The sequence below is a fragment of the Mesorhizobium sp. B2-5-4 genome, from assembly GCF_006441095.1.
Taxonomy (GTDB): domain Bacteria; phylum Pseudomonadota; class Alphaproteobacteria; order Rhizobiales; family Rhizobiaceae; genus Mesorhizobium; species Mesorhizobium salmacidum.
Window position 1 is genome coordinate 144,511 of record NZ_VFUR01000010.1, and the last position, 26,457, is coordinate 170,967.

The 26,457-nt window shown below is 63.5% G+C and carries 26 protein-coding genes; 14 read left to right on the plus strand and 12 right to left on the minus strand.

Features of this window, described 5'->3' with window-relative positions; translation table 11 throughout:
- Positions 1-8: 8 nt before the first annotated feature.
- The 5 genes from FJ492_RS15200 to FJ492_RS15220 form a co-directional block, all read right to left on the minus strand.
- Positions 9-755 (minus strand): sugar phosphate isomerase/epimerase, encoded by a 747-nt coding sequence (locus FJ492_RS15200; protein ID WP_140745167.1) that lies wholly within the window; start codon positions 753-755, stop codon positions 9-11.
- Positions 756-809: 54 nt separating this feature from the next.
- Positions 810-1,907, minus strand: coding sequence for an ABC transporter ATP-binding protein (locus FJ492_RS15205; protein WP_140770683.1), 1,098 nt, complete (start codon positions 1,905-1,907; stop codon positions 810-812).
- A 5-nt stretch (positions 1,908-1,912) separates the two neighbouring features.
- Positions 1,913-2,848, minus strand: coding sequence for a carbohydrate ABC transporter permease (locus tag FJ492_RS15210; RefSeq protein WP_140503031.1), 936 nt, complete (start codon positions 2,846-2,848; stop codon positions 1,913-1,915).
- Entirely contained in the window at positions 2,841-3,734 is an 894-nt protein-coding gene (locus FJ492_RS15215) for a sugar ABC transporter permease (RefSeq protein ID WP_015315676.1), read from the minus strand. The genes FJ492_RS15210 and FJ492_RS15215 overlap by 8 nt, the downstream gene beginning before the upstream one ends.
- A 98-nt stretch (positions 3,735-3,832) precedes the next feature.
- The gene (locus tag FJ492_RS15220; protein ID WP_140770685.1) at positions 3,833-5,071 is read right to left on the minus strand and encodes an ABC transporter substrate-binding protein; all 1,239 of its coding nucleotides are present in this window, start codon (positions 5,069-5,071) and stop codon (positions 3,833-3,835) included.
- 405 nt (positions 5,072-5,476) lie between these two features.
- On the opposite strand from FJ492_RS15220, the gene FJ492_RS15225 reads away from it, so the two are divergent.
- Positions 5,477-6,529 (plus strand): LacI family transcriptional regulator, encoded by a 1,053-nt coding sequence (locus FJ492_RS15225; protein ID WP_140770687.1) that lies wholly within the window; start codon positions 5,477-5,479, stop codon positions 6,527-6,529.
- Positions 6,530-6,585: 56 nt separating this feature from the next.
- On the opposite strand, the gene gndA is transcribed toward FJ492_RS15225, so the two are convergent.
- From gndA to FJ492_RS15255, 6 genes are all read right to left on the minus strand, one after another.
- Entirely contained in the window at positions 6,586-8,013 is a 1,428-nt protein-coding gene (gene gndA, locus FJ492_RS15230; protein ID WP_140712088.1) for an NADP-dependent phosphogluconate dehydrogenase, read from the minus strand.
- A gap of 135 nt (positions 8,014-8,148) precedes the next feature.
- The gene (locus FJ492_RS15235; RefSeq protein ID WP_246676032.1) at positions 8,149-9,750 is read right to left on the minus strand and encodes a copper resistance CopC/CopD family protein; all 1,602 of its coding nucleotides are present in this window, start codon (positions 9,748-9,750) and stop codon (positions 8,149-8,151) included.
- Between the two features lie 88 nt (positions 9,751-9,838).
- On the minus strand, positions 9,839-10,357 hold the full coding sequence (locus FJ492_RS15240; RefSeq protein WP_140770690.1) for a YcnI family protein: 519 nt from the start codon (positions 10,355-10,357) through the stop codon (positions 9,839-9,841).
- A 40-nt stretch (positions 10,358-10,397) separates the two neighbouring features.
- Positions 10,398-10,940: a copper chaperone PCu(A)C gene (locus FJ492_RS15245; protein WP_140770692.1), complete on the minus strand. Its 543-nt coding sequence runs from the start codon at positions 10,938-10,940 to the stop codon at positions 10,398-10,400.
- 96 nt (positions 10,941-11,036) lie between these two features.
- Positions 11,037-11,420 (minus strand): DUF2946 family protein, encoded by a 384-nt coding sequence (locus tag FJ492_RS15250; RefSeq protein ID WP_140770694.1) that lies wholly within the window; start codon positions 11,418-11,420, stop codon positions 11,037-11,039.
- 93 nt (positions 11,421-11,513) lie between these two features.
- A complete protein-coding gene (locus FJ492_RS15255) occupies positions 11,514-12,416 on the minus strand; it encodes a GntR family transcriptional regulator (protein ID WP_140503048.1) in 903 nt (300 codons plus the stop codon).
- Positions 12,417-12,661: 245 nt separating this feature from the next.
- On the opposite strand from FJ492_RS15255, the gene FJ492_RS15260 reads away from it, so the two are divergent.
- From FJ492_RS15260 to FJ492_RS15285, 6 genes are all read left to right on the plus strand, one after another.
- Positions 12,662-14,167: an altronate dehydratase family protein gene (locus FJ492_RS15260; protein WP_140770696.1), complete on the plus strand. Its 1,506-nt coding sequence runs from the start codon at positions 12,662-12,664 to the stop codon at positions 14,165-14,167.
- A gap of 61 nt (positions 14,168-14,228) precedes the next feature.
- Positions 14,229-15,227 carry an aldo/keto reductase gene (locus FJ492_RS15265; RefSeq protein WP_140712100.1) on the plus strand — a complete coding sequence of 333 codons (999 nt, stop codon included), beginning with the start codon at positions 14,229-14,231 and terminating at the stop codon, positions 15,225-15,227.
- A 337-nt stretch (positions 15,228-15,564) separates the two neighbouring features.
- Positions 15,565-16,557 carry an ABC transporter substrate-binding protein gene (locus FJ492_RS15270; RefSeq protein ID WP_140745149.1) on the plus strand — a complete coding sequence of 331 codons (993 nt, stop codon included), beginning with the start codon at positions 15,565-15,567 and terminating at the stop codon, positions 16,555-16,557.
- A 157-nt stretch (positions 16,558-16,714) separates the two neighbouring features.
- On the plus strand, positions 16,715-18,268 hold the full coding sequence (locus tag FJ492_RS15275) for a sugar ABC transporter ATP-binding protein (RefSeq protein WP_140712102.1): 1,554 nt from the start codon (positions 16,715-16,717) through the stop codon (positions 18,266-18,268).
- The gene (locus FJ492_RS15280; protein WP_027144667.1) at positions 18,265-19,233 is read left to right on the plus strand and encodes an ABC transporter permease; all 969 of its coding nucleotides are present in this window, start codon (positions 18,265-18,267) and stop codon (positions 19,231-19,233) included. Before FJ492_RS15275 ends, FJ492_RS15280 begins: the two co-directional genes overlap by 4 nt.
- Positions 19,234-19,310: 77 nt before the next feature.
- Positions 19,311-20,327 (plus strand): zinc-binding alcohol dehydrogenase family protein, encoded by a 1,017-nt coding sequence (locus FJ492_RS15285; protein WP_140770698.1) that lies wholly within the window; start codon positions 19,311-19,313, stop codon positions 20,325-20,327.
- An 8-nt stretch (positions 20,328-20,335) separates the two neighbouring features.
- Here the strand turns inward: FJ492_RS15285 and phnF are convergent, their stop codons facing one another.
- The gene (gene phnF, locus FJ492_RS15290) at positions 20,336-21,082 is read right to left on the minus strand and encodes a phosphonate metabolism transcriptional regulator PhnF (protein ID WP_140712106.1); all 747 of its coding nucleotides are present in this window, start codon (positions 21,080-21,082) and stop codon (positions 20,336-20,338) included.
- A gap of 108 nt (positions 21,083-21,190) precedes the next feature.
- Here phnF and phnG point away from each other — a divergent pair, with 108 nt between their 5' ends.
- Genes phnG through FJ492_RS15325 form a run of 7 tightly spaced genes read left to right on the plus strand, consistent with a single transcriptional unit; the run spans position 21,191 to position 26,431 of the window.
- Positions 21,191-21,652 carry a phosphonate C-P lyase system protein PhnG gene (gene phnG / locus FJ492_RS15295; RefSeq protein WP_140756376.1) on the plus strand — a complete coding sequence of 154 codons (462 nt, stop codon included), beginning with the start codon at positions 21,191-21,193 and terminating at the stop codon, positions 21,650-21,652.
- Positions 21,652-22,263 (plus strand): phosphonate C-P lyase system protein PhnH, encoded by a 612-nt coding sequence (gene phnH, locus FJ492_RS15300; RefSeq protein ID WP_140770700.1) that lies wholly within the window; start codon positions 21,652-21,654, stop codon positions 22,261-22,263. The genes phnG and phnH overlap by 1 nt, the downstream gene beginning before the upstream one ends.
- 3 nt (positions 22,264-22,266) lie before the next feature.
- The gene (locus FJ492_RS15305; RefSeq protein WP_140745135.1) at positions 22,267-23,379 is read left to right on the plus strand and encodes a carbon-phosphorus lyase complex subunit PhnI; all 1,113 of its coding nucleotides are present in this window, start codon (positions 22,267-22,269) and stop codon (positions 23,377-23,379) included.
- A complete protein-coding gene (locus FJ492_RS15310) occupies positions 23,376-24,287 on the plus strand; it encodes an alpha-D-ribose 1-methylphosphonate 5-phosphate C-P-lyase PhnJ (protein WP_140770703.1) in 912 nt (303 codons plus the stop codon). The genes FJ492_RS15305 and FJ492_RS15310 overlap by 4 nt, the downstream gene beginning before the upstream one ends.
- Positions 24,284-25,060 carry a phosphonate C-P lyase system protein PhnK gene (gene phnK, locus FJ492_RS15315; protein ID WP_056577906.1) on the plus strand — a complete coding sequence of 259 codons (777 nt, stop codon included), beginning with the start codon at positions 24,284-24,286 and terminating at the stop codon, positions 25,058-25,060. Before FJ492_RS15310 ends, phnK begins: the two co-directional genes overlap by 4 nt.
- Before the next feature lie 49 nt (positions 25,061-25,109).
- A complete protein-coding gene (gene phnL / locus FJ492_RS15320) occupies positions 25,110-25,817 on the plus strand; it encodes a phosphonate C-P lyase system protein PhnL (RefSeq protein ID WP_140770705.1) in 708 nt (235 codons plus the stop codon).
- Positions 25,814-26,431, plus strand: a complete 618-nt coding sequence (locus FJ492_RS15325; RefSeq protein WP_140770708.1) for a DapH/DapD/GlmU-related protein — start codon at positions 25,814-25,816, stop codon at positions 26,429-26,431. The genes phnL and FJ492_RS15325 overlap by 4 nt, the downstream gene beginning before the upstream one ends.
- The last annotated feature ends 26 nt before the right edge of the window (positions 26,432-26,457 follow it).

The window sequence follows — 26,457 nt, forward strand, 5'->3', positions numbered from 1 at the left end:
GGTTGTTCCTAGTAGCTCTTGACGGTTGCGATCGAGCGGCGGGCGAAGCGCTCGATGTCGTTGGGATTGTCCTGTTCCATGACAAAGTATTTTGCCGCGCTCTTGGCCCGCAACACCTTGATCAAGCCGGCCCAGTCGATTGTGCCATGCCCGACATCCGACCAGCCATCCTCATCCAGCCCCTCGCCAGGCTTCGCCATATCCTTGACATGGACGGCGACGATGCGCTGGCCGTGCTTCTCGATCCAGGGTAGCGGGTCGGCGCCGCCGCGCACCACCCAGGCAACGTCCATTTCCCAGCCAATATTGGGGGCGGACGACAGGATATGGTCCTGCGGCAGCGAGCCGTCGGCGAGCGTCTTGAATTCGAAATCATGGTTGTGCCAGGCAAAGCCATAGCCGGCCTTCGAGGCCACGTCGCCGACCTTGGCCAGACGCTCGCCGAAGGCGCGCCAGCCGGCGGCGTCGGATGGCCTGTCCTCGGCCATCAGATAAGGGCAGATCAAAAGCTTGACGCCGAGCGTTTCGGCGATCCTGCGCACGCCGTCGAAATCCTTCTCCAGCGCATCGATGGAAAAATGCCCGGTCGGCATCGAAAGGCCGTTCTTGTCGAGTTCGGCGCGGAAGGCCTTGGGATCGTCATAGACGCCGCCGAAGCCTTCGACCTCGGCGTAACCGAGCTTGCCGAGCATTTCGAGCACATCGGTCCAGGGCAAGAAATTGCGAGCGCTGTAAAGTTGGAATGACCAGTTCATCGTCTCTGTCCGTTCTGCTTGGGATTGTCTTTGGGAGGATGGTTTTCTTGGGAGCTACATGCGGTTTCCGGATGGGGTGTCGAACAGCGAGGCGCGGGCGGGATCGAAACCGATTCGGATCGGATCGCCATTGCGCAGCGTTTTTTCCGCCTCGACACGGAAGGAAAAAATGCGGCCGCCGAGCTTCGTCCACACCAGTGTATCGGAGCCCATGGGCTCGACGATCTCGACGGCGGCATCGGTGGCAAAGGGCATGGAATTCGCGACCTCGCCAAAGACAACGTGCTCCGGCCGGATCCCGAACACGCAAGGCCCGCTCTTGTCGCCGGTGCCGTCGAAGCTGTAGCGATCGAGCGGTATGTTCAAATCCCCGGTCTTGAACACTGCCGTCGTGCCGGTCTCCAACTGCCCCTCGACGAAGTTCATCGCCGGTGAGCCGAGGAACCCGGCAACGAACCGGTTGACCGGACGGTTGTAGATGGTTTGCGGCGCGTCGAGCTGCTGGATGACACCGCCCTTCATCACCGCTATGCGATCGGCCAGCGTCATCGCCTCGATCTGGTCATGGGTGACGTAGATCATCGTGTTCTGCAATTTACGGTGCAGAAGTTTGATCTCGACGCGCAGTTCGGAACGCAGCTTGGCATCGAGATTGGACAGCGGTTCGTCGAACAGGAAGACGTCGACATCGCGCACCAGCGCCCGCCCGATAGCTACGCGCTGGCGCTGACCGCCGGAGAGTGCGGCCGGCTTGCGCTGCAAAAGCGGCTCGATCTGCAGGATCTCGGCGGCCCGCGCGATGCGCTTGGCGATCTCGGCCTTGGCGATGCCGGCGACGCGCAGCCCGAAGGACAAGTTCTTCTCCACCGTCATCTGCGGATAGAGCGCATAGGACTGGAAGACCATGCCGATGCCCCGGTCCTTGGGCTCTTCCCAGGTGACGTTCTTGCCCTTGATGAAGATACGGCCTTCGGAAATGTCGAGCAGGCCGGCGATGCAGTTGAGCAAGGTCGACTTGCCGCAGCCGGAGGGCCCGAGCAGCACGATGAACTCGCCTTCGGCGACATCGAGGTTGAGCGTCTGCAGCACCGAGATGGCGCCGAAGTTCAGCGACAGATCCTGGATCGAAACACTGGTACCGTTCACCGCCATCGCCGTCACCCTTTCACCGCGCCGGCGGCGATGCCGCGCACGAACAATTTGCCGGAAATGAAGTAGACGATCAGCGGCACCAGCCCAGTCAGGATGGTGGCGGCCATGTTGACGTTGTATTCTTTCACGCCTTGCACCGAGTTGACGATGTTGTTGAGCTGCACCGTCATCGGATAGGTGTCGGGGCGGGTGTAGACGACGCCGAACAGGAAGTCGTTCCAGATGCCTGTCACCTGCAGGATGATGGCGACGACGAAGATCGGCAGCGACATCGGCAGCATGATGCGCAGATAGATGCCCCAGAAGCCGGCACCGTCGACGCGCGCCGCCCGGAACAGCTCTTCCGGCATGGAGGTGAAATAATTGCGGAACAGAAGCGTCAGGATCGGCATGCCGAAGATGGAGTGCACGATCACCAGGCCGGTAAGGCTGCCATAGAGGCCGATCTCGCGCAGGATGATGACGATGGGATAGATCATCACCTGATAGGGAATGAAGGCGCCGACGATCAGGATGACGAAGAACGTGTCGGCGCCCTTGAAGCGCCAGTTGGCCAGCGCATAGCCGTTCACCGAAGCGATGGCGATCGACAGGATCACTGAAGGAACGGTGATGCGCACCGAGTTCCAGAAACCACGGGAAAGCCCATCGCAATTCAGGCCGGTGCAGGCCTGCGACCACGCCTTGACCCAGGGCTCGAAGGTGATCTCGAGCGGCGGCGAGAAGATGTTGCCGAGTCGGATCTCCGGCATGCCCTTGAGCGAGGTGACGACCATCACATAGAGCGGCAGAAGGTAGTAGAGCGCGACCACCACAAGCGTGCCGTAGAGGAAAATGTTGCGGCGCGAGAACATGTGCCGCGGCTTTGGCCCGCTCGGGCCGGCGGCATCATCCCGCGGGTTTGACGACGTGGCGGACAAGGCGACGGCATGGTCAGACACGCTTGCGGCCTCCGAATTCGAGATAGGCCCACGGCACGATGACGATCATCACCGACAGCAGCATCATGGTCGAGGCGGCAAAACCCTGGCCGAGGTTCTGGGCGAAGAACATGTAGTCGTAGACATATTTGGCCGGCACTTCGGAGGCGATGCCCGGCCCGCCGCTGGTCTGCGCGACAACGAGATCGTAAACCTTCACGATGCCTGACGCGATGATCACTAGCGTGGTGATGAACACCGGCCGCATCATCGGGATGATGATGAACAGATAGGTCTTCCACATGGGTATCCCGTCCACCCGTGCGGCCTTCCAGATGTCCTCGTCGATGCCGCGCAGGCCCGCCAGCATCAGGCACATGATCAGCCCTGTGCCTTGCCAGAGCGCCGCGATCGATATGCCATAGATGACGATGCTGGAATTGTAGAGCGGATTGAAGTCGAAGCTGGTCCAGCCGAGGCTTCGTACCACGCCCTGGACGCCGAAATCCGGATTGAGCAGCCATTGCCAGACAAGGCCGGTGACGATGAAGGAGAGTGCGAAGGGGTAGAGAAAGATGGTGCGGAACGTGTCCTCGAAACGGATCTTCTGGTCGAGCAGGGCAGCCAGCAGAAACCCGATCACCAGCGAGAATACCAGTGAGATCACGCCGTAGATCAGAAGGTTCTCGATCGAGATCAGCCAGCGCGGCGTCGCCCACAGCCGGTAATACTGGTCGAGCCCGACGAAATTCAGCCGCGGCAGGAGCTTCGAATTGGTGAAGGAATAGAGCACCGTCCATGCGGTGCCGCCGACAAAGACCACCATTGCGGTGAGGATCATCGGGATCGAAGCGACCTTCGCATTGAGATTGCGGAAGAGTTGGCTCGGGCGTTCGCTCTTGCTCATCGGTACAGTCGTGCTGGATCGGATAAGGGCGGAAAGTCAGCACGCCTGGGCTCCCGGCCCTGCCTGGCAAGGTCGGGAGCGAGGCGGCTCATCAGTCGTCAGTCAGCCGAGGCGATGATGTCGGCGAAGCGCTTCTGCGCATCTTCGAGGCTCATGTCCGGCTTGGCGAAGAATTCGGAGAAAAGGTCCTCCTTCTGCTTCTGGCTGTCCTGCGAGAGCAGCTGGTCCGTCCATGGGATGACCGCGCCCTTGGCCAGGATAGCGAGGCCCTTCTTCATGCAATCATTAGCCGCGTTGAGGTCGACGTCGCCGCGCACCGGCAGCGAACCCTTCTTGAGGTTGAAGGCAACCTGGGTCTTGGGATCGAGCAGGGTCTCGGCCAGCACTTCCTGCGCCTTGGCCTTGTCGGCGTCCTTGAGTAGCGGGAAGTAGAAGGCGTCGCCGCCCGTGGCGATGACCTCGTTCAGGCCAAGGCCGGGAAGGCAAGTATAGTCCTTGCCGGCTGTCTTGCCGGCGACCTGGAACTCGCCTTGCGCCCAGTCGCCCATGATCTGGCCGCCGGCCTTGCCGGTGATGACCATATTGGTGGCCTGGTTCCAGTCCTGCACATTGGTGTTCTTGGCCATCTTGCGCGCGTCGTCCGCGGCCTTGAAGACCTTGGCGACTTCGGGACCGGCGGCGAACTTGGCGTCCTTGTCCTTGTAGACCTTGAGGAAGGCGTCGGTTCCACCGACCGCGGCAAGCAGCACGTCGAAGGCGCCCGATGCCTGCCAAGCCTGCCCGCCGACCGCGAGCGGCACGACGCCTGCCTTCTCCAGTGCCGGGGCCGCGGCCACATACTCATTCCAGTTCTTCGGCACCGGAACGCCGGCCTTCTCGAAGGCCGCGTTCGACAGCCACAGCCACTGCCAGGAATGGATGTTGACCGGCACACAATAGATCTTGCCGTCGATCGTACACGAGTCGAGCAGGCTCTTGGGCCGCACCACCTCCGTCCACTTGCCCTTGGTGGCGACATCGGTGAGGTCACGCATCAGGCCGGCCTGCACCAGCTCTTCCGCTTGCCGGCCATGGTTGAATTGGGTGGCCCCCATCGGATCGCCGCCGGTGATGCGGCTGATCATGATCGGCCGCGCCGTGCCGCCGGATCCGGCGATGGCGCCGTCGACCCAGTGATTGCCGGTGGCGTCGAATGCCTTGGCGAGTTCGGCGACCGCTGCCGCCTCGCCGCCGGAAGTCCACCAATGGGTGACTTCCAGATCGGTCGCGGCCGCCGGCCCGGCGAAGTTGAGCGCAACCGTCGCTGCAAACGCAGCGGTCAGGAATCTATATCGCATTTCGGCTTCCTCCCAGAAATCTGAAACGTTACAGATTTTCGATACGGCAATTGAAGATTATGCGCAACCCCTTCCGGCAAGAGTCGGTTTGATATTTTTCGAGCCGCGAACAAAATCGTTTCGTTGCGGCCTTATTGTGCTACGCAATGAGCAAGAGTGCGCCGCACAATGAGCAAAAGCAGCAAGAAACTTGCTAGGAGCATGCTTTCCCTCTGAATCCAACGATTTTTCGCCACGCGGTTGACGATGTCTTTCCGTGTCCGCGAGCACCCACTTTTACACCGATCGTGACAAGCTGTAACGTTTCAGTATATTGCTTCCAATGCAGATGACGCGCCATGGGAAGCGGCCCGCAACATTGCCGGGCTGCCCGGTGGCTGCTATGCGCCCTGATGGGCGGGACGGATGGACAGACAACGCACGGACAAGGATGACGAGGCGACGGCACAGGAGCGGCCGACGCTGAAGACGCTTGCCTTCATGACCGGCCTCGGCGTCACCACCGTCTCGCGCGCCTTGAAGGACGCGCCCGAGATCGGCGCAGAGACCAGGCGTCGTGTCCAACTCGTGGCCAAGCAGATCGGCTATCGGCCGAACCGCGCCGGCGTGCGCCTGCGGACCGGCAAGACCAATGTCATCAGCCTCGTGCTCAACACCGAGCACGAACTCATGAGCTTTGTCTCCGACATCATCTATGGCGTGACGGAAGTCATCGCCAACACGCCCTACCACCTGATCGTCACACCCTATTCGCGCTCGCAGGATCCGCTGGATCCGGTGCGCTATCTCGTTGAGACCGGCTCCGCCGACGGCGTCATCATTTCACGCACGCAGCCGAACGATCCCCGGGCCCGCTACATGCTGGAGCGCGGCATTCCCTTTGCCACGCATGGCCGCACCGATATGGGGCTGGTGCATCCCTATCATGATTTCGACAACTACGCCTTCGCGGCCGAGGCGGTGCGCCACCTCGCCGGCATGGGCCGCCGCCGGCTCGCTTTGGTGACGCCGCCGGTCGGTTTGAGCTACTACCGTCATACGGTCGACGGCTTTGCCGACGCGCTGAGCGAAGTCGGCGCCAGCGAGGTGCCGTTCAACACCGTCTCTATCGACCACTCGATCGAGCAGATCAGGATGAGGACGGCGCAGCTGATGCGGCGCGACATCAGGCCGGACGGCATCATCAGCAGTGCTGCAGCCGCGACGCTCGCTATCGTCGCCGGCATCGAGGATGCCGGCCTGAAGCTCGGCCGCGACGTCGACGTTGTGTCGAAGCAATCGTCGGAACTGCTGCATCTGTTCAGGCATGAATTGCTGGTCGTCAACGAAGACTTCCGGCTGGCCGGGTCCGAACTCGCCCGCTCGGTGCTCGGCTGGATCGGTGGTGCCGCGCCCGGCTCGCTGCAGAGCCTGAGCGAGCCGAAGGGCGTCGTGGCCTATCGGCGCTTCGGCGAATAGACTCCTTTTTTACGCAATTCCGGACGGAAACCGCCACGCAATCTCCTGGAATTGATCTAGCCAGCCGCGCCGCTGCCCCACGGCCCGTGGAACGCACCCTGCTCGCCAATGCGCTCGAAACCATGCGCACCGAAGAAGTCGCGCTGCGCCTGGATCAGGTTCGAGGTACCGCGGCCCTGGCGGTAGCTGTCGAAATAGGCAAGCGCCGAAGACAGCGCCGGCACCGGCGCACCGGCCTCGGAAGCCCTCGCGACGACACGTCGCAGCGACGGATGCGCCTCCTGCATCATGGTGATAAAGGCCGGCGCCATCAAAAGATTGGTCAAAGCGCCGCCGCTGCCGAACGCTTCGGCCATCGTGTCGAGCATCTGCGAGCGGATGATGCAGCCGGCGCGCCAGATCTTGGCGATGGTCGGCATCGGCAGGTTCCAGTTGAACTCCTTCGAAGCGCCGCTCATCACCGCAAAACCCTGCGCGTAAGCGGCGATCTTGCCGGCGAACAGCGCCAGTTCGAGGTCCTTCAGCAGCGCGTCCTTGTCACCGGAAATTTTCGTCACGCCGATATTGCCATAGGCTTTTTCGGCTGCCTGCCGTTCGTCCTTGATCGACGACAGCACGCGCGCCGCCACCGCCGCTTCGATCGCTGTCGCCGGAATGCCGAGCTGCTGCGCCTCGATGACGGACCATTTGCCGGTGCCCTTCTGGCCGGCGCGGTCGAGGATGATGTCGACCACCGGCTTGCCGGTCTTCGGATCGTCGGCGGCGAGCACCTTGGCGGTGATCTCGATCAGGTAGGAATTGAGCCGGCCCTTGTTCCAGTTGGAAAACACCGTGCCGATCTCTTTCGGCCCCATGCCCAGACCATCGCGCAGGATGCCGTAGATCTCGGCGATCATCTGCATGTCGGCATATTCGATACCGTTGTGGATGGTCTTGACGAAATGTCCGGCGCCGTCAGTGCCGAGCCAGGCGGCACAGGGCTCGTCGTTGAACTTGGCGGAGATGGCGGTCAGCACCTTCTCGACACGCTTCCAGGAGTCTTCGGTGCCGCCGACCATGATCGACGGTCCGTGGCGTGCGCCCTCCTCGCCGCCGGAGACACCCATGCCGATGAAGGTCAAGCCCGAGCCGGACAGTTCCGAGAAGCGCCGCATCGTATCGCGGAAATTGGCATTGCCGGCATCGATGACGATGTCGTTGTCGGACAGCACGCCGCGCAAGGCTTCGATCTGCTCGTCGACCGGCTTGCCGGCCAGCACCATGATGATGATCGGGCGCGGCGGCCGGATCGCCGCGGCGAGTTCCTCCAGACTGTAGCAAGGAATGACCATGTCCCTGAGCGCACCGGCATTCTCGACGAAAGCGTCCGTGCGTGCCTTGGTGCGGTTGAAGACGGCGATGCGGTGCCCGTGCTCGGCGATGTTCAGCGCCAGGTTGGAGCCCATCGTGCCAAGGCCGATCAGGCCGATTTCGGCTTTTTCCATCGTTTCTTCCCTGTTTCCGGATCTGGTGTTTTCGAGCTCGAGCCCGTTCTTGCCTCGATGCCCATTATTGCTTGGATGATTGACGGGCCTTCAGGCCCGCGTCAACCGCCTCGCCCAATTGTGTTGTCGCGGCCATTACGGCCTGATGTCGATCGGCGCCTCGATCTTCACCATGTCGAAGTCCGAGACCAGTATGTCTATGCGCACCGTCCAGCGGCCGGGAACCGGGATGATGAGGTTGTCGACACGCCAGCTGCCATCGCCGGGCCTGGTTGCCGCGCGCTTCAGCGGCTCGATGCCTGAATCGGGCTTCGACAGCACCAGCGTCACTTCCTTGGCGTCGAGCGGTCCGAAATCGCCGCTCATGATGATCATCGAGGCGGCGACCGGTCCGGCATGACCAGGCGTGATGCTGAGATCGGCCATCGCCTGCAGCGCGTGGACGTGGACCGAAACCGGCTGGGCCGCAGCGATCGCCAGCGCCCGTGGCGGCGGCGTGAAGCGCCAGCCCGCGGCGACCCCGAAGATCGCCAGCACGATCAGCACTTCGACGCCGACCGAGCGGGTGAGCCTGCGTTGCACCTCGGTCGCTCCCGCCTCGGCCGATGCGGTGAGCTTCCAGCGATTGACGGCGGCCAGCGTGAACAGGAAGACCAGCAGCGCGAGCTTGATCAGCAGCAACCGGCCATAGGCAGTGTCGACCAGCGCCGAGGGCGTCTGCACCTGGATCACGGCCAACACGATGCCTGCCACGGCAAGCAAGGCGACCACAGGCACGATTGCCCATGAGAAGCGGCGCAGGAATTCAACGGCGCCGGCCGCTTGACGCTTCAGCGAGAGGCCGAGCGGCACCAGAGCGCCGGCCCAGAAGGCGATACCGACGCCATGGACGAAGACCAGCGGCCGTGTCAGCCATTGCGGTTCGGCGGCACTGGCATGGCCGCTGGCGGCAAGCGCTGCGCCCACACCGACCAGCCCGGCAAGGGCAAGCTGCCTGGCGGCCGCGCGCGGTCCGGCCAGCGACAGCAGGCCAAGCCCCAGCGCGATCAGGGCGATCAGCACCGTCCAGCCGAAGCTGGTGCCGAGCCCTGTGCGCCAGACCACCGGCTGCGCCAGATGGGAGAGCGGCGCACCGAGCGCATCGAGACCTTGCAAGCCGAGCGACAAGAGTGCCGCCACCAGCCCACACAGGATCGTCCCGGCAACAAAGCGTTGACCGGCGCGGCCATCCCCGGCCAGCCAGGCAAGGGCGAAAGCGCCGCCAGTGCCGAGGAAAAGGCCGGCATAGAGAACGACCTTGCCGATCCAGATCGCCGACCGCAACGGCCAGTCGACTGCCTCGGAGACCGCTGGAGGCTCGCTTGGCGCACCGATGGAAAACAGCAGCGAACCGCCGACCGGATGGCCATCGGCGGAGATGACACGCCAGCTGAGCACATGCGTGCCGGATTTGAGTGTTTGCGGATTGTCGATCTCGACCGTCTGGTCGCTGAGGCGGAAGGATGTCAGCGGGATCGGCGTACCACCGGGCGTCACCAGCGTCAGCACCAGCGGCGAGACCGGCTCGCTGAAGGTCAGCGAGAACCGCGCCGGCGCCTGCGCCAGAACGGCGCCGTCGGCCGGGTCGGTCTTGATCAGCGCCGCATGGGCAAAGGCCTGGCTTGTCGAGGCCATGACGATGAGCGCCATGAGCACCGCGAAGAGCCCACCAGCCCGGCCGAATCGCTTGCCGGCCATTGCGGTCCTTTGGAGTGGGGATGTTGGGTTCATGCTGCCGCCATGGAATTGGCGGCGCACCTTGCGGACAGGGCGCGCCGCCAGAAAATCATTTCTTCGGCGTGAGCTTGATGCCGGGCGCCGGGGTCTCCAGCGCGTCCTCATCCTGTCTGGCCGCCGGAATCTCGATCCAGCGGGCGGCGGCATCGCCGCATTCCTGCACCACCGGGAAGTAGAGCTTCTGGCCGGCGGGCAGATCGGCCGTCAGCGTCGCCCGGAAGACGAACTCGTCGTAGAATTCATCCGGCAGATTGCCGCCGCTCCAGTCGACTTCCTTGACTCCGTCGGCCACCGCCTGGCCATAGAGCTGGTAGGATTTTTCATATTTGCCCTTCTTGGTCTGCAGCGTCCAGCCGGGCTTCGGCATCGGCTTCACCGCGATCACCCCTTCCGGAATCTGCACACGCACGGCGGTCGTCGCTTTGCCGTCGCAGCCATGCGGCACGCGCAGCACAGCCTTGTAGGTCGAGCCGACGGCCGCCTCCTGGGTTTCGAGCGTGATGTGCGCCAAGGCGGCATTTGTCCCCAGCACGAGAAACGCGCCGGCCGCCAAAAGATACTTGATCATGATGGTCCCTCTGATTTCAAAAAATGGTGGATCGGCGCGATCAATTGGCGTGGTCGTCCATGCCGCCCATTTCACCCATGCCCTCGACGGCGAACTCGACGCTGACGGCGCCGGCCTTCTCGAAAATCAGCGTGGCGGCGAATTTTTCACCCTGCTTGGGTTGCCGCTTCAGGCCGATGAACATCAGGTGATAGCCACCGGGCGCCAGCGCCACCTTGCCTCCGGCCGGAATCTCCAGGCCACCGTCAACTGGCCGCATGGTCATGACGCCGTCCTTGACGCCCATTTGATGCAGCTCGGCTTTTTCAGAGACGTCGGAGGAAATCGACAGCAGCCGGTCCGCGGCGCTGCCCTTGTTGATGACGGTGAAATAGCCGCCGGCCACCTTGGCGCCGGCGGGGGTGGCGCGCGACCAGGGGTGTTCGATTTCGAGATCGCCCACCTTGAATTCATGCGCCAGGACGGCCTGGACGCCGACGAACAACAGGGCAAAGGCCAGCGTGACAATGCCGAGATCGGCTTTGAACCGAGGCAGGATGCGGCCGAACACAGTGCCCGCCGACATACGGAAAGAATGGGACATGGTTGCTCCATGACGTGATGATCGCGCCGTCGCCGGTCGCGAATGGTTTTGATCTTGGATGAGTACGCTCGCGAAAGGTTCCGCAAGCAAGCAGGCTCAGGCCGCAAGCGGCGGCGCACGCGGGTTCGATGGGGAGCGTTCGCGGGCGAAGTCGAGATGGGTGGTCGCCGGAAAGACGAAGGCGACGGTCTCGAAGGAAAGGGACGCAAGCGCGAGCCCCGCATCGGGCGGCGGCGCATAGGCCGGCGAAAACATGCTGCAGCCGAGCGTGCAGCAGGCCGGTAAATGTGACGGGTGCTGGTCGCCGCCGGGAAGCTGGGTGGCGCCGTCGCGGGTACAGATGACGTTGCCGAAGGCATCGAGCTGCGCGGTATCAGGCCCGGAGCTGAAGGCGAACGCACCAAGTGTCGACTGGAGCAACAGCAGACAGGCCGCGACAAGCGCGACCGGCGTGCACCGTTGTCTCCCCCGGCGGCTCAAACCATCTGCCTCTTCAAACGATCGATGACGATACCTACCACGGCCGGGACAGGTCGAAAATCGCCAAATCGACACTGCGGCAACACGGCAGGATCAGCTCTTTTGGGATGACCGGCTTTCCGGGATCGAGGTCAGCAATGTCTGGCGTGCCGACTTCAAGTGCCTGCGGCAGGCGGCATCGACCTTGCCGAGGTCGCGCGACTTGAGTGCCTCGATATAGGCCAGATGTTCGCCGATCGCGACTTCGTTGCGCTCGCGTTCCTGCGCCTTGTTCCACTGGTAGTGGTAGTGGAAAATCATGGCGATGACGTCGTAGAAATCGACGATGAAGCGGTTGCGCGAGGCGCGGTGGATGAGCCGGTGGAGGCGCTCGTCCAGCTCCGAGAACTCATTGAAGCGCGTCGCGATCTCGCGTGCCAGAACGCGGTGTTCCCCCTCCAGCCGGTCGAGATCGCCCCAGACCGGACTGTCCTGCGGCAGCGCGGTGAAGGCGGCGGCCGAGCGCAATTCGAACATTTCGCGGATCTCGGTCAGTTCCAGTGCGAAGGCCCGCGTAAAGCCCTTCAGCACCCAATGGCTGTTGCGGCGTTTTTCGATCAGGCCAAAGCGGGAGAAGCGGATCAGGAACTCGCGCACGCTGGTGGTGCCGACGCCGATCTCGCGCGCCAGTTCGAGCTCGTTTATCTGCATGCCGGCCTCGGCGCCGCCGGCCAGCAGCCTGCGCATGAACGACCGTTCGATAATCTCGGCCAGCGTGTCGGTCTCTTCCTCGGGAAAGAAATCATCGGGACGCGGAGCGCGCAGCACCGTCTTGGCGCGCTTGTTCCAGGCGATCAGTCCGGTCTCTTCCATGCGCGCCAGGATGCTGCGCACCGTCGTACGGCTGACGCCGAGCACCGCGCCCAACTCCGGTTCCGACGGCAGGCTGCGCGTTTCGTCGAGCAGCCTGAGGCAGCGGTTATAGGCGTCCTTATAGACGTTGTTGCTCTTCGACATCCCCTGATCCATTCATGCCCGCGCTTGCGGCGGCCGGCTTGAAGCGCAATATGTGTTCCAATGACCCTGAAAAGCAGGAATCTCTTTCCCCGGGTCCGGTTCATTGTTCCGGCACCACCACTTGCCTTAGGGCGAACTGCGGCGAAAAAACAATTGACGCAAAACTGTTTTTTCACGATAAAAGACATTAACTCTTAACAGGCGCGTGTCAATCCGCGCATCCCAGGATCACCCAGGAAACGCCCGTGAACGTCTCGAACACCATTCTTCTGTCCCCCGCCGACAATGTCGCCGTTGCCAATGGCCGTATCGAGATCGGCACCACGCTGCCGGGCGGCACGCTCGCTGCCGCCGTCATCGAGCCTGGCCACAAGGTGGCTATCAAGCCGATCGCCGCGGGTGAAGCAGTCGTCAAATACGCCCAGGCGATCGGCCGCGCCACACAGGACATCGCACCGGGCGAGCATGTCCATTCGCACAATCTGGTCTTCGAGGCCGGCCGCCTGCCGGTGGTGCCGCCGAGCGAGGCCGAGCATGCGACGGAGGCCGACCGCGCCCGCACCTTCATGGGCTATCGCCGCGCCGATGGCCGCGCCGGCACCCGCAACTTCATCGGCATCATCGCCAGCGTCAATTGCTCGGCCACCGTCTGCCATTCGATCGCCGATACCGCCAACAGGACCTTGCTGCCGAAATATCCCGGCATTGATGGCTTCGTGCCGATCGTCCATGGCCAGGGTTGCGGCATGAGCGCCACCGGCGACGGCATGATGGTGCTGCATCGGACCTTGGCCGGCTATGCCCGCCACCCGAACTTCGGCGGCGTGCTGATGGTCGGCCTCGGCTGCGAGGTCAACCAGCTCACGCTTTACGGCCAAAAGGGTGCCGCCGCCGGCAAGCGCCACTTCAACATCCAGGATGCCGGCGGGTCGCGCAAATCGGTGGAAAAGGCGATGGGCGTGCTGGCCGAGATCGCCGAGGAAGTCGGCCAGTTGAAACGCGAACCGATTCCGGTCAGCGAGATCGTCGTCGGCCTGCAATGCGGCGGCTCCGACGGCATGTCGGGCATCACGGCCAACCCGGCTCTGGGCGCGGCGGTCGACATCCTGGCCGGCGTCGGCGGCATCGGCATCCTTTCCGAGACGACGGAAATCTACGGCGCCGAACACCTGCTCGCCTACCGCGCCGCAAGCCCCGAGATCGCCAAGAAACTCGATGGCTACGTGAAATGGTGGGAAGATCACGTCGCCAAGCATGGCGCCTCGATCGACAACAACCCCTCGCCCGGTAATAAGCGCGGCGGCCTCACCACGATCCTGGAAAAGTCGCTCGGCGCGGTCGCCAAGGGCGGCCAGACGCCGCTCAACGGCGTGTTCGGCTATGCAGAGAAGGTCACCGGCAAGGGGCTGGTGTTCATGGACACGCCCGGCTACGACCCGGTCTCGGCCACCGGACAGGTCGCGGGCGGCGCCAATGTCATCGTCTTCACCACCGGCCGCGGTTCCTGCTTCGGCTGCCGGCCGACACCCTCGATCAAAGTCGCCACCAACTCGACCATGTATAACCAGATGGAAGAGGACATGGACGTCAATTGCGGCGTCATCGCCTCCGGCGAAAAGACCATTGCCGGCATGGGCCGCGAGATCTTCGAACTGATCGTCGAGACGGCTTCGGGCCGCAAGACCAAAAGCGAGGATTTCGGCTACGGCGACAACGAGTTCGTGCCCTGGCATCTCGGCGCAACGCTCTAATTCGACTGATATCTGGTAGACTGCCCGGCCGCACAAGTGGCCGGGAATAGGGAGGTTGTGGATGAAAAAACGCCGTATCGGCCAGACAGCGCTGGAGGTGACCGAAGTCAGTTTCGGCGGCGCCGCGATCGGCGGTCTATACCGGGCCTGTTCGCGTGAGGCGGCTATGGAAACATTGCAGGGCGCGTGGGAAGCCGGCTTGCGTTATTTCGATACCGCGCCCTTCTACGGTTTCGGCCTGTCGGAGCGTCGCTTCGGCGACTTTCTACGCTACAAGCCGCGTGATTCCTACGTGCTGTCGACCAAGGTCGGCCGCCTGTTCCGCCCGGTGCCGGAAGACCAGGTTCCCGACCACTCCTATGTCGATCCGCTGCCCTTCGCGCTGGACTACGACTATTCCTATGACGGTATCATGCGGTCGGTCGACTTCAGCTATGCGCGCCTTGGGCTAAACAGGATAGACATCCTGTATGTGCACGACATCGGCGTCTACACGCACGGAGTCGAGAAGACCAAACTGCACTTTCGCCAGCTGATGGACGGCGGGCTCAAGGCGCTCGAAGAGCTGAAGCGGGCCGGCACGATTTCGGCCTATGGGCTCGGCGTCAACGAAGTCCAGATCTGCCTCGAAGTCATGCGCCGGGCGCCGCTCGACTGCACCCTGCTCGCCAGCCGTTATTCCTTGCTCGACCGCAGCGCGGAAGCCGAACTGCTGCCGCTGTGCCGCGCGCAACAGACCTCGCTGGTGATCGGTGGTGTTTTCAACTCGGGCATATTGGCGACCGGGCCGGTGCAAGGCGCGCATTTCGACTACGTACCCGCCAGCCACGATGTGCTCGGTCGTGTCGACGCCATGGAGAAGATCGCCGGTGAAGGCGGTTATCCGCTGGCGGCGGCCGCGTTCCAGTTTCCTTTGCACGAGCCAACAGTCGCCACCGTGCTGACCGGCACCGCAAAATTGGCGAACCTGACGCGCAACCTCGAATTGCTCGATATCGACGTGCCGGAGACAGAATATGCCAAGTATCGTCCCTACACCGTGGTGCAGGAACTGCCTTGAAGCCCGCACTTTCGCGATGTCCACAGGGTCGCGGGCGGCTTCACAATATCGCGATCTGGAAGAATGAACATTCCATATTGACTGGAGTATGGAATTAATATTCCATACTCCCTCAGAACGGAAACGGGAGCGCCCGACCAAGACTGGAGAGAGCCGACGCCGGTAGGAGTCATTGTCAGGCCTTTGGGAGAGTTGGCCGGAAACACCGCTTGCATCGGCTGGATCGATGGACTATCAAAACAGTGCAACTGTTTTTTATTGATAAAGTTCTGTTTGGGCCACGCCTATCCGAACCGGGCTTCCGTAACGTTTCACCAGGCGACTTAGGGAGGATCCTATGAAATTCGTGACCAGCATTCTCAACCGCCGCGCCGTCCTGGCCCTGGCGGCAGCCTCGATGCTCACCGGCGTCATGCATACCGCACCGGTTTCGGCGGCGGACGTGACCATTCCGATCATCGTCAAGGATACCACGTCCTTCTACTGGCAGATCGTCCTGGCCGGCGCCCGCAAGGCCGGCAAGGATCTCGGCGTCAATGTGCCGGAACTCGGCGCCCAGGCTGAGACCGACGTCAACGGCCAGATCTCGATCCTCGAGAACGCCGTCGCCGGCAACCCGGCCGCCGTCGTCATCGCGCCGACCGAAGCCAAGGCGCTCGGCAAGCCGATCGACGAGGCCGCGGCCAAGGTCAAGGTCATCGGCATCGACTCGGGCGCCGACTCCAAGGCCTTCACCTCGTTCCTGACCACCGACAACGTCCAGGGCGGCCGCGTCGCCGCTGACGGTCTCGCCGCCGCGATCGGCGCCGCCAACGGCGGCAAGGTCGAAGGCAAGGTTGCGCTTATCACGGCGCTCCCTGGCGCTGGCTCGCTCGAACAGCGCGCGCAAGGCTTCAAGGAACAGCTCAAGGCCAAATATCCCGGCCTCGAACTGATCGCCGACAAATACGCCGACGGCCAGGCCACCACCGGCCTCAACATCGCGACCGACCTGATCACCGCCAATCCGGACCTGAAGGGCATCTTCGCGTCAAACCTGATCATGGCGCAAGGCGTCGGCCAGGCGATCGCCGAGAACAAACTTGCCGGCAAGGTCGGACTGATCGGCTTCGACAGCGACGAGAAGCTGATCAAGTTCCTCAATGACGGCGTCATTTCGGGCCTCGTCGTCCAGGATCCGTATCGGATGGGCTATGACGGCATCAAGACGGCGCTCGCCGCTTCGAAGGGCGAGAAGGTGGAGGCAAATGTCGACACCGGTGCCAATCTCGTGACCAAGGATAACATGAAGGATCCCAAGATCGACGCGCTGCTCAATCCGAAGCTCTGAGCAGCCAGGGTTCAAAAACCGTTTCCGGGGCGTCGCGCCCCGGAAACATCCGCCGCCACGAGCGGCTTGGCAATCGGCCGGCTTCGGCTAGGCTGTTTGAAAAGACGATCACAGCCTCGCCAGGTGCCAGCCGCGGGGCCAATCTGGGAGGATCGCCATGACGCCAACGGCGCACGAACTGCATCCGGCTCCCGCGCTGGAGCCCGGCAGGACCATCCTCGAATTGCGTGGGCTGGAAAAGCGTTATCCCGGCACTCATGCCTTGAAGCCGGTGGACCTTGCCTTCAAGGCAAGCGAGATCCACGCCATCGTCGGCGAGAACGGCGCCGGCAAATCCACGCTCATCAAGCTTTTGACCGGCGTCATGCCGCGCACCTCCGGAGAAGTGATCTGGGAGGGTCAACCGGCTGCACTGGCGACCCCGCATGAGGCGATGGCGCTCGGCATCAACGCCGTCCACCAGGAAGTCGTGCTCTGCCGTCACCTCACGGTCGCCGCCAACATGTTCCTCGGCGAGGAGAATTCGCGCTTCGGCATCCTGCAGCAGCGCGCCATGGTCAAGGAAGCGCAGAAGATCATCGATGATCTCGGCTTCGACTTGCCGGCGCATGTCACATTGGGCGATCTGACCATCGGCCAGCAGCAGTTGATCGCCGCCGCCCGCGCCACCGTGCGTGGCACCAAATTCCTGATCTTCGACGAGCCGACCGCCTACCTGACCCGCAAGGAGGCCGACCAGCTCTTCACCTTGATCCGCCGCCTGAAGACCGAGGGCGTGACGATCATCTATATCAGCCACCGCATGGAGGAAGTGTTCGAGCTCGCCGATCGTGTTTCGGTGCTGCGCGACGGCACACTGGTCGGCACCAGGAACATCAGCGAGACCAACGATGCAGAACTCGTCAAGCTGATGATCAACCGCTCGATCGAACAAATCTACCACAAGGAGCATTTCACTCCCGGTGCGGCGATCATCGAGGCCAGGAACCTCTCGGGCAAGGGCTTCGAAAACGTGTCGATGACGGTCCGTGCCGGCGAGATCGTCGGGCTCTACGGCCTGATCGGCGCCGGGCGCAGCGAATTCGTCACCACGCTCTACGGCCGGCACAAGAAGTCGGCCGGCCAGGTCCTGTGGCAAGGCAAGGATGTCCAAATCAACTCCGAGCATGACGCGATCAAGCTCGGCATGGCGCTGGCGCCGGAAAGCCGCCGCGACCAGGGTCTCTGCCTCAATTTGCCGGTTGGCCTCAACCTCAACCTGCCGATCTACAAGCGCATCTCCAGCAATTTGTTGATCTCGAACGCGAAAGAGAAGGCCGAGGCCGACCGCCAGATTGCTGGCCTCAGGATCAAGACTCCGACGCGCCATGCGTTGGCTTCCAGCCTGTCCGGCGGCAACCAGCAGAAGATCGTTATCGGCAAATGGCTGGCGCACGGCGCCAAGCTGTTCATCTTCGACGAGCCGACGGTTGGCGTCGATGTCGGCACCAAGGCCGAAATCTACCGCCTGTTCAGCGCGCTCTTGTCGAAGGGCGCCGGCATCATCCTGATCTCGTCCTATTTGCCGGAGGTCTATGAACTGGCCGACACGCTGCACGTGTTCCGCCGCGGCAAGCTGGTGGCCACGCACGGGTTCCACACCGCCGATCACGAGGACATTCTCACACAGGCGCTCGCCGAGAAACAAGAAAAGCTGGGAGGAAAGACATGAGCACCGAGGCGATTCCTGCCGAAAAACCGAAGCGCAATTACAACGCCCTGTTCGGACTGACGCTGCTGGCGCTGCTGGTGCTGCTGTGGGTCATCCTGTCGTTGTCCACATCGAGCTTCGCGTCGGCCAACAACATCTCGAACCTGCTGCGTCAGGGTTCGATGATCGCCATTTTGGCTGTCGGCCAGACCTTCGTCATCATCACCGGCGGCATCGATCTGTCCGTCGGCGCGGTGGTCGGCTTCGCAACCGTCATCGCCGCGATGCTGATCAATGCCGGCGTCCCGGTCTTCCTCGCCATCCTGCTCACCTTGCTGGTCGGCGTCGCCATCGGCCTCTTCCATGGTTTTGGCATCGTCAAGATGGGCCTGCCGCCCTTCATCATCACGCTGGCGACCCTGACGTCGCTGCGCGGCATTGGCCTCTTGATGACCAACGGCAATTCGATTTCGATCAACAATGATGCTTTCCAGGAATTCTCGCGCAACTCCTTCCTCGGCGTTCCCAATCTGTTCTGGATGGTCCTGCTGGTCGGCATACCCGCCTATGTCTTCCTGCATCACAGCCGCTGGGGCCGGTACCTGTTCTCGGTCGGGTCGAACGCCGAGGCCTCGCGCCTGTCCGGCGTCAACGTCCAGCGCACCATCTTCATGGCCTACACGCTGTCGGGTCTCTGCGCGGCCTTCGTCGGCGTGCTCTTGGCTTCGCGCATCGGCATCGGCAATCCGACGCAGGCCGAAGGCTGGGAATTACAGGCGATCGCCTCGTCGGTGATCGGCGGCACCTCCCTGTTCGGCGCGGTCGGCTCGGTGCACGGGCCGCTGCTCGGCGCCTTCATTCTCGCCACCATCAACAACGGCGCCAACCTGCTCAACGTCAACGCCTTCTGGCAGCGTGTCATCACCGGCGTGCTGATCATCGTCATTGTCTATTTCGACGGCCTGCGCCGCCGCGGCGGCAAGTAGTCAACGAGCCGAAAAACGATCTCCGGCCCGGTATCAAAACGGGCCGGCGTTTTCGTAAACCCAAAATGGACTGAAACATGAAAGCCGTCGTCTGCCGCTCGCCCGGCGAACTCATTCTGGAAGACCGTCCGGCTCCCGGCTCGCCGCCTCCCGGCTGGGCGCTGGTGGCGGTCAGCCATGTCGGCATCTGCGGCACCGACTACCATATCTTCGAGGGCAAGCACCCGTTCCTCGCCTACCCCCGCATCATGGGCCATGAGGTGTCTGGCACCGTCGTCGAAGTCGGCGAAGGAGTCGGGCTTGCGGTCGGCGAACCGGTCATCATCAACCCGTATCTCTCCTGCGGCAAATGCATCGCCTGCCGGCATGGCAAACCAAATTGCTGTGTCAGGATCGAAGTGCTCGGCGTGCATCGCGACGGCGCCATGTGCGAACAGATCCTGGTGCCGGCTGAGAATCTCTATCCCACAAATGGTCTGTCGCTCGCCGACGCCGCCGCCGTCGAATTCCTGGCCATCGGCGCGCATGCCGTGCGCCGCGCGCGTTCCGAGCCCGGTGCACGCACGCTGGTCATCGGCGCCGGCCCGATCGGGCTTGGCACCGCCATCTTCGCACGCATTGCCGGGCTCGAGGTGACACTTCTCGACATGAGCTCCGAAAGACTGGTCTTCGCGGCGAGTGAGCTCGGCTTTTCGATTCTCGACGGCTCGCAAACACCCGTGTCCGATCTGGTGCGTGATGCGACCGGCGGCGAAGGCTTCGACGTGGTCTTCGACGCCACCGGCAACACGCGATCGGTGCAATCGGCCTTCGCCCATGTCGCGCATGGCGGAGCGCTGGTGCTGGTCAGTGTCGTCAAGGACGACATCGTCTTTTCCGATCCTGAATTCCACAAGCGCGAAATGACATTGGTCGGCAGCCGCAATGCGTTGCGCGCCGACTTCGATCATGTCGCCGCCTCGATCCGCAATGGTGCTGTGCCGCTGGCCAAGCTCGTCACCCACCGCACCACGCTGGCCGATACGCCAGGGGATCTCGCACGCTGGGCACACGAGAAGTCGGGCCTGATAAAGGCCGTGATCGAGATCGGATAGCCGGGGCGTTATAGCGCCGAGAGCTTCAGCTCCACTCGCTCGGCCGGAAAACGCGATTCGGAAAACTGGATTGGCTGGCCGTCGGGCGTGACGTTGACCGCCACTGTCACCAGCACGATGGCGCCCGGCTGCAGATCGAGATCGGCGAGATCGGCGGCGTCCGCATGGCGCGCGGACAGCGAGGTCGATTGCCTGAGATAGTCGTCGATACCGAAACGAGCGAGCGACGCGGTGATCGAACCGGTTTGCGCCATCGCCTTGTCGATGCCGGCAAAGCGCTTCGCCTCGAACCATGCGGCAGCGCGCGACACCGGCCGTCCGTCGGCCTCGCCGCGCGTTTCCAGCCGGATTACCTCGGCACCCCGGGCAAGGCCAAGCCCCTCGGCAACGCGCTGGCTGGCAGGCTCGACCGAGAAAGCAAGCAGCACGATGTGCCGTTCCGAGGTCTGCCCCTGCAGCCCCGCAGAGAAGCGCGTGCGCGCGCCGATCGGATAGGACAGCCGCTTGCGCGACAAGACGAACGTGCCGCGCCCCTGTTCGGCCCGCAATACGCCCTCCTGTACGAGGGCCGATATGGCGCTACGCACGGTGTGACGATTGACGCCGTAGCGCTCCGCCAGCGCGACCTCGGGCGGCAGCGCGGCATTTTCGGCGAAATCGCCAATGGCAATCGCTTGCAGGATCCTGTCGGCGATCTGGCGCCAAAGTGAGACGCCGCTGCGCCGCTCGATGGTATCGGCCGCTTGCCCGGTCATGTTTTTGCCTCCCGGCCTGTCACGCACCCGTCATGGACTCGCGCTAGGTAATATGTATAATTTGTATAGTTGTCTATATCAATAGACAAATTTAGAGGAAAGTTGGCGATGCGAGGACAGGAAGCCCGCGACCAGGCCGAGCGCAAGGCCGCCATGGCCACCTTGGCGCAATCGAGCGGCGACGACATCGTGCGGCTCTGGAACGAGGCCGGCCTGCCTTCGCAAGCCGAGCTGCTGCGCGGCCCCGAGACCGGCCTGGTCACGCTGCGTGGCCGCATCGGCGGCGGCGGCGCCCCCTTCAATGTCGGCGAGGCGACCGTCACGCGTGCCACCGTCCGGCTGCCATCCGGGCAGGTCGGCCATTGCTACGCGCTTGGCCGCGACAAGCAGAAGGCGAAGCTGGCAGCCATCGCCGACGCGCTCTGGCAGGACCCTGCCCGCCGCACCGAGGTCGAGACCAGGCTCATTGCGCCCTTGCGCTCGGCTCTGACCGCTGCCCACGAAAAACGCCGCGCCGAGACGGCGGCGACGAAAGTGGATTTCTTCACCATGGTTCGCGGAGAAGATTGATGGATATCGCGGCACAATCGATCGAGGGCGGTTTCGCCGATCCGGTCTTCAACGCCCAGACCGTGTTTCGGGCCGTCATGGATGCCATGGCGCGGCCAGGCAGCGTCCAGCCCTTACCGGCCCTGGCCCGCCCGCCGGCGCCGCTCTCGGCGACATCGGGCGCCGTAGCACTGGCGCTGTGCGACAACGACACGCCGCTCTGGCTCGACCCGGCCCTCCATGCGTCCCCCGCGATCAGGTCCTGGCTTGGCTTCCACACCGGTGCGCCGCTGGCCAATACATCGGCCGATGCGCATTTCGCGTTTATTGCCACACCGGCCGAGATGATGGCGCTCGACGGTTTTTCGCAGGGCACGCAGGATTATCCCGACCGCTCGACGACGCTGATCCTGCAGGTCGGCGACCTCGCTTCAGGGTCCCTGCTGTTGCTCGAAGGCCCCGGCATCGAAACCAGCGCCGCGATCGCGCCGGCGCAGATGCCGCGTCACTTCGTCGAGCAGTGGAAGCAAAACAACAAGCGCTTTCCGCGCGGCGTCGACATCATCCTCGCCACATCGGACGGCATAGCCTGCCTGCCGCGCACGACGCGCATCAAGACTAGGGAGGCTTGAAGAATGTATGTCGCGGTAAAAGGCGGCGAAGCCGCAATTGCCAACGCTCACAGCCTGCTTGCCGACCGCCGGCGTGGCGACCGCTCGGTGCCGGCATTGCGCCTCGACCAGATCGTCGAACAGCTGGCGCTCGGCGTCGACCGGGTGATGAGCGAAGGCTCGCTCTATGACCGTGAATTGGCGGCACTCGCTATCGTCCAGGCGCGGGGCGACATGATCGAGGCGATCTTCCTGGTGCGCGCCTACCGCACCACGCTGCCGCGCTTCGGCTATTCCAGACCGATCGACACCGGCACAATGCTGGTCGAGCGGCGTGTGTCGGCGACCTACAAGGACCTGCCCGGCGGCCAGTTGCTTGGTCCCACCTTCGACTACACGCACCGCCTGCTCGACCCTGAGCTCGCCGCCGGTGCCGATGTCGCCGAGCCCTTGCGGCGCGAGACGGAAGCCCAGGCGATGCCGCGTGTCTCGGCGATCCTTGCCCGCGAAGGCCTGATCGAGCCCGATGGCGACATGCCTGGGGATCATGTCCCCGGCGACATCACCCGCGAGCCGCTGGAATTCCCGATGGCGCGCGACATCCGCCTGCAGGCACTGTCGCGCGGCGACGAGGGTTTTCTGCTGGCGCTCGGCTATTCCACCCAGCGCGGCTATGCCCGCAACCATCCATTCGTCGGCGAGATCCGCATCGGCGAGGTCGAGCTGGAGCTCGACGTTCCCGAACTGCCCTTCGCGGTGCCGCTCGGCACGGTGCGCGTCACCGAATGCCAGATGGTCAACCAGTTCAAGGGCTCGGCCAAGGCGCCGCCGCAATTCACCCGTGGCTACGGTCTCGTCTTCGGCCAGAGCGAGCGCAAGGCGATGGCCATGGCGCTCTGCGACCGGGCGCTGCGCGCCTCCGAACTCGGTGAGGACGTCGTTGCCGCCGCGCAGGACGAGGAGTTCGTCATCTCGCACTCGGACAATGTCCAGGCCACCGGCTTCGTCGAGCACCTGAAGCTGCCGCACTATGTCGACTTCCAGGCCGAGCTCGACCTCGTGCGCCGTATGCGCGCCGAATATGAGGCCCGCGAAAATCCAGCAAAGGCGGAAGAAAAGAAGGAGGCTGCGGAATGACCGCGCAATCCACCGACATCGCCACCTACAACTTCGCCTATCTCGACGAACAAACCAAGCGGATGATCCGCCGCGCGATCCTCAAGGGCATCGCCATCCCCGGCTACCAGGTGCCCTTCGCCTCGCGCGAAATGCCGATGCCTTATGGCTGGGGCACCGGCGGCGTGCAGGTCACGGCATCGATCATCGGCCCCGACGACGTGCTGAAGGTCATCGACCAGGGTGCCGACGACACCACCAATGCCGTATCGATCCGCGCCTTCTTCAAGAAAGTCGCTAACGTCGCGGTGACCACCGATACCGCTACCGCCACCATCATCCAGACCCGTCACCGCATTCCCGAGCACCCGCTCAACGCGGGCCAGGTGCTGGTCTACCAGGTGCCGATCCCCGAACCGCTGCGCTTCCTCGAGCCGCGCGAGACCGAAACGCGGAAAATGCATGCGCTGGAGGAATACGGCCTCATGCATGTGAAGCTCTATGAGGACATCGCCAAGCACGGCCGCATCGCCACAACCTATGCCTATCCGGTCAAGGTCGAGGGCCGCTATGTCATGGACCCGTCGCCGACGCCGAAATTCGACAATCCCAAGATGCATCGCTCGCCGGCCCTGCAGCTGTTCGGCGCCGGCCGCGAAAAGCGCATCTACGCCGTGCCGCCCTTCACCGATGTGGTGAGCCTCGACTTCGAGGATCATCCGTTCGAGGTGCAGACTTTCGACCAGCCCTGCGCGCTGTGCGCGGCCGAAAATGTCTATCTCGACGAGGTCATCCTCGACGACCATGGCGGCCACATGTTCGTCTGCTCGGACACCGATTACTGCGAGAAGCGGCGTGAAGAGGGCCATCGCGGCCACCTTGCTCCCGAAACCCATCTTGCCCCAGAAAATTTGGAGCCGGCGCAATGACCGACGAACCGCTGCTGCGCGTTTCGGCGCTCTCCAAGTTCTACGGCTCGCGGGTCGGCTGCGACAACGTCACTTTCGACCTGTGGCCGGGCGAAGTCCTGGCTGTCGTCGGTGAATCCGGTTCCGGCAAGACGACGCTGCTCAACTGCCTGTCGACGCGGCTGCTGCCCTCCTCCGGCACCGCCAGCTACCGCATGCGCGACGGCCAGTTTCGCGAGCTCTACCGCATGAGCGAGGCCGAGCGCCGCTTCCTGATGCGCACCGACTGGGGCTTTGTCCACCAGAACCCGGCAGATGGCCTGCGCATGACGGTCTCGGCCGGCGCCAATGTCGGCGAGCGTCTGATGGCGGTCGGCGACCGTCACTACGGCAAGATCCGCGCTACCGCGGTCGACTGGCTGTCGCGCGTCGAGATCGAGGAAGACCGCATCGACGACGAACCGCGCGCCTTTTCCGGCGGCATGCGTCAGCGGCTGCAGATCGCCCGCAATCTCGTCACCGGGCCACGGCTGGTGTTCATGGATGAGCCTACCGGTGGCCTTGATGTCTCGGTGCAGGCCCGCCTGCTCGACCTGTTGCGCGGGCTGGTCACCGACCTTGGCCTTGCCGCGATCGTCGTCACCCACGACCTCGCCGTGGCGCGGCTCCTGTCGCAGCGCATGATGGTGATGAAGGACGGCCGCGTCGTCGAAAGCGGCCTCACCGACCGCGTCCTCGACGACCCGCGCGCGCCGTACACGCAATTGCTCGTTTCCTCGATTTTGCAGGTGTGATGATGGCGCGTGCACGCCCGCCGACGATTGACGATTGGAGAACCTTCTGATGCCGACGCCTCTCGTTGTCTCCGATGTCGCCAAAAGCTTCACCATGCATCTGCGCGACGGCATCAAATTGCCCATCGTCGCGGGTGTTTCGTTCTCGATCAAAGCCGGAGAATGCACCGTGCTCGGCGGTCCGTCCGGTGCCGGCAAAAGCTCGATTCTGAAGATGCTCTACGGCAACTACGCCGTCGACGAAGGCCAGATCATCGTCACGCACGAGGATGGGTTGATCGATCTCGCCCATGCCAGCCCACGCACCGTGCTTGCCGTGCGCCGGCAAACGATCGGCTATGTCAGCCAATTCCTGCGCACCGTGCCGCGCGTCTCGGCTCTCGATGTCGTCGCCGAACCACTGGTTGAACGCGGCGAGGAGCGCGAGGCAGCCCGGGCCAAGGCATGCTCCTTGCTGGCCCAGCTCAACCTGCCGGAAAAACTCTGGATGCTGCCGCCGGCAACCTTCTCGGGCGGCGAGCAGCAGCGCGTCAACATCGCGCGCGGTTTCATCACCGAACATCCGATCCTGCTGCTCGACGAGCCGACCGCATCGCTCGACGCGACCAATCGCGACGTGGTGATCGAACTCATCGCCGCCAAAAAGGCGGCAGGCGTCGCCTTGCTCGGCATCTTCCATGACCACGAAGTGCGCGAGGCGGTGGCCGACCGCATCATCGACGTCACCGCCTTCGCTCCGGGAAAACTCGCCGCATGACCAGGAAATTGTCGGAAACGCCGCTGGTCCACCCGACAGCGGAGGTGCACAACTCGACGCTCGGCCGCTGGACCGAGATCGCCGACCGCAGCCGGGTCTCGGAAAGCGAACTCGGCGACTATTCCTACATGATGCAGGACTGCGCCGTCTGGTGCGCGACGATCGGCAAGTTCGCCAACATCGCGGCCAGCGTGCGCCTCAACGCCACCAACCACCCGACATGGCGGCCGACGCTGCACCATTTCACCTACCGTGCCTCCGACTATTGGGACGACGCCGAGCACGAGAGCGAATTCTTCGCTCAGCGCCGCGCCAAACGCGTCACCATCGGCCACGACACCTGGCTCGGCCACGGCTCGACCGTCCTGCCCGGTGTCACCGTTGGCGATGGTGCTGCGGTCGGCGCTGGCGCGGTCGTCTCGAAGGACGTCGCGCCCTACACCATCGTTGCCGGCGTGCCGGCCAAACCGATCCGCGAGCGCTTCGACCGCCGCACCGCCGAGCGCTACCAGGCGCTTGCCTGGTGGGACTGGGACCATGCCAGGCTGCGTGCCTCGCTCGACGACTTCCGCGAGCTGTCGGCCCAGGCGTTCCTGGAGAAATACGGGGGATAGAGCAGTTCCAGAAAAAGTGGGATATA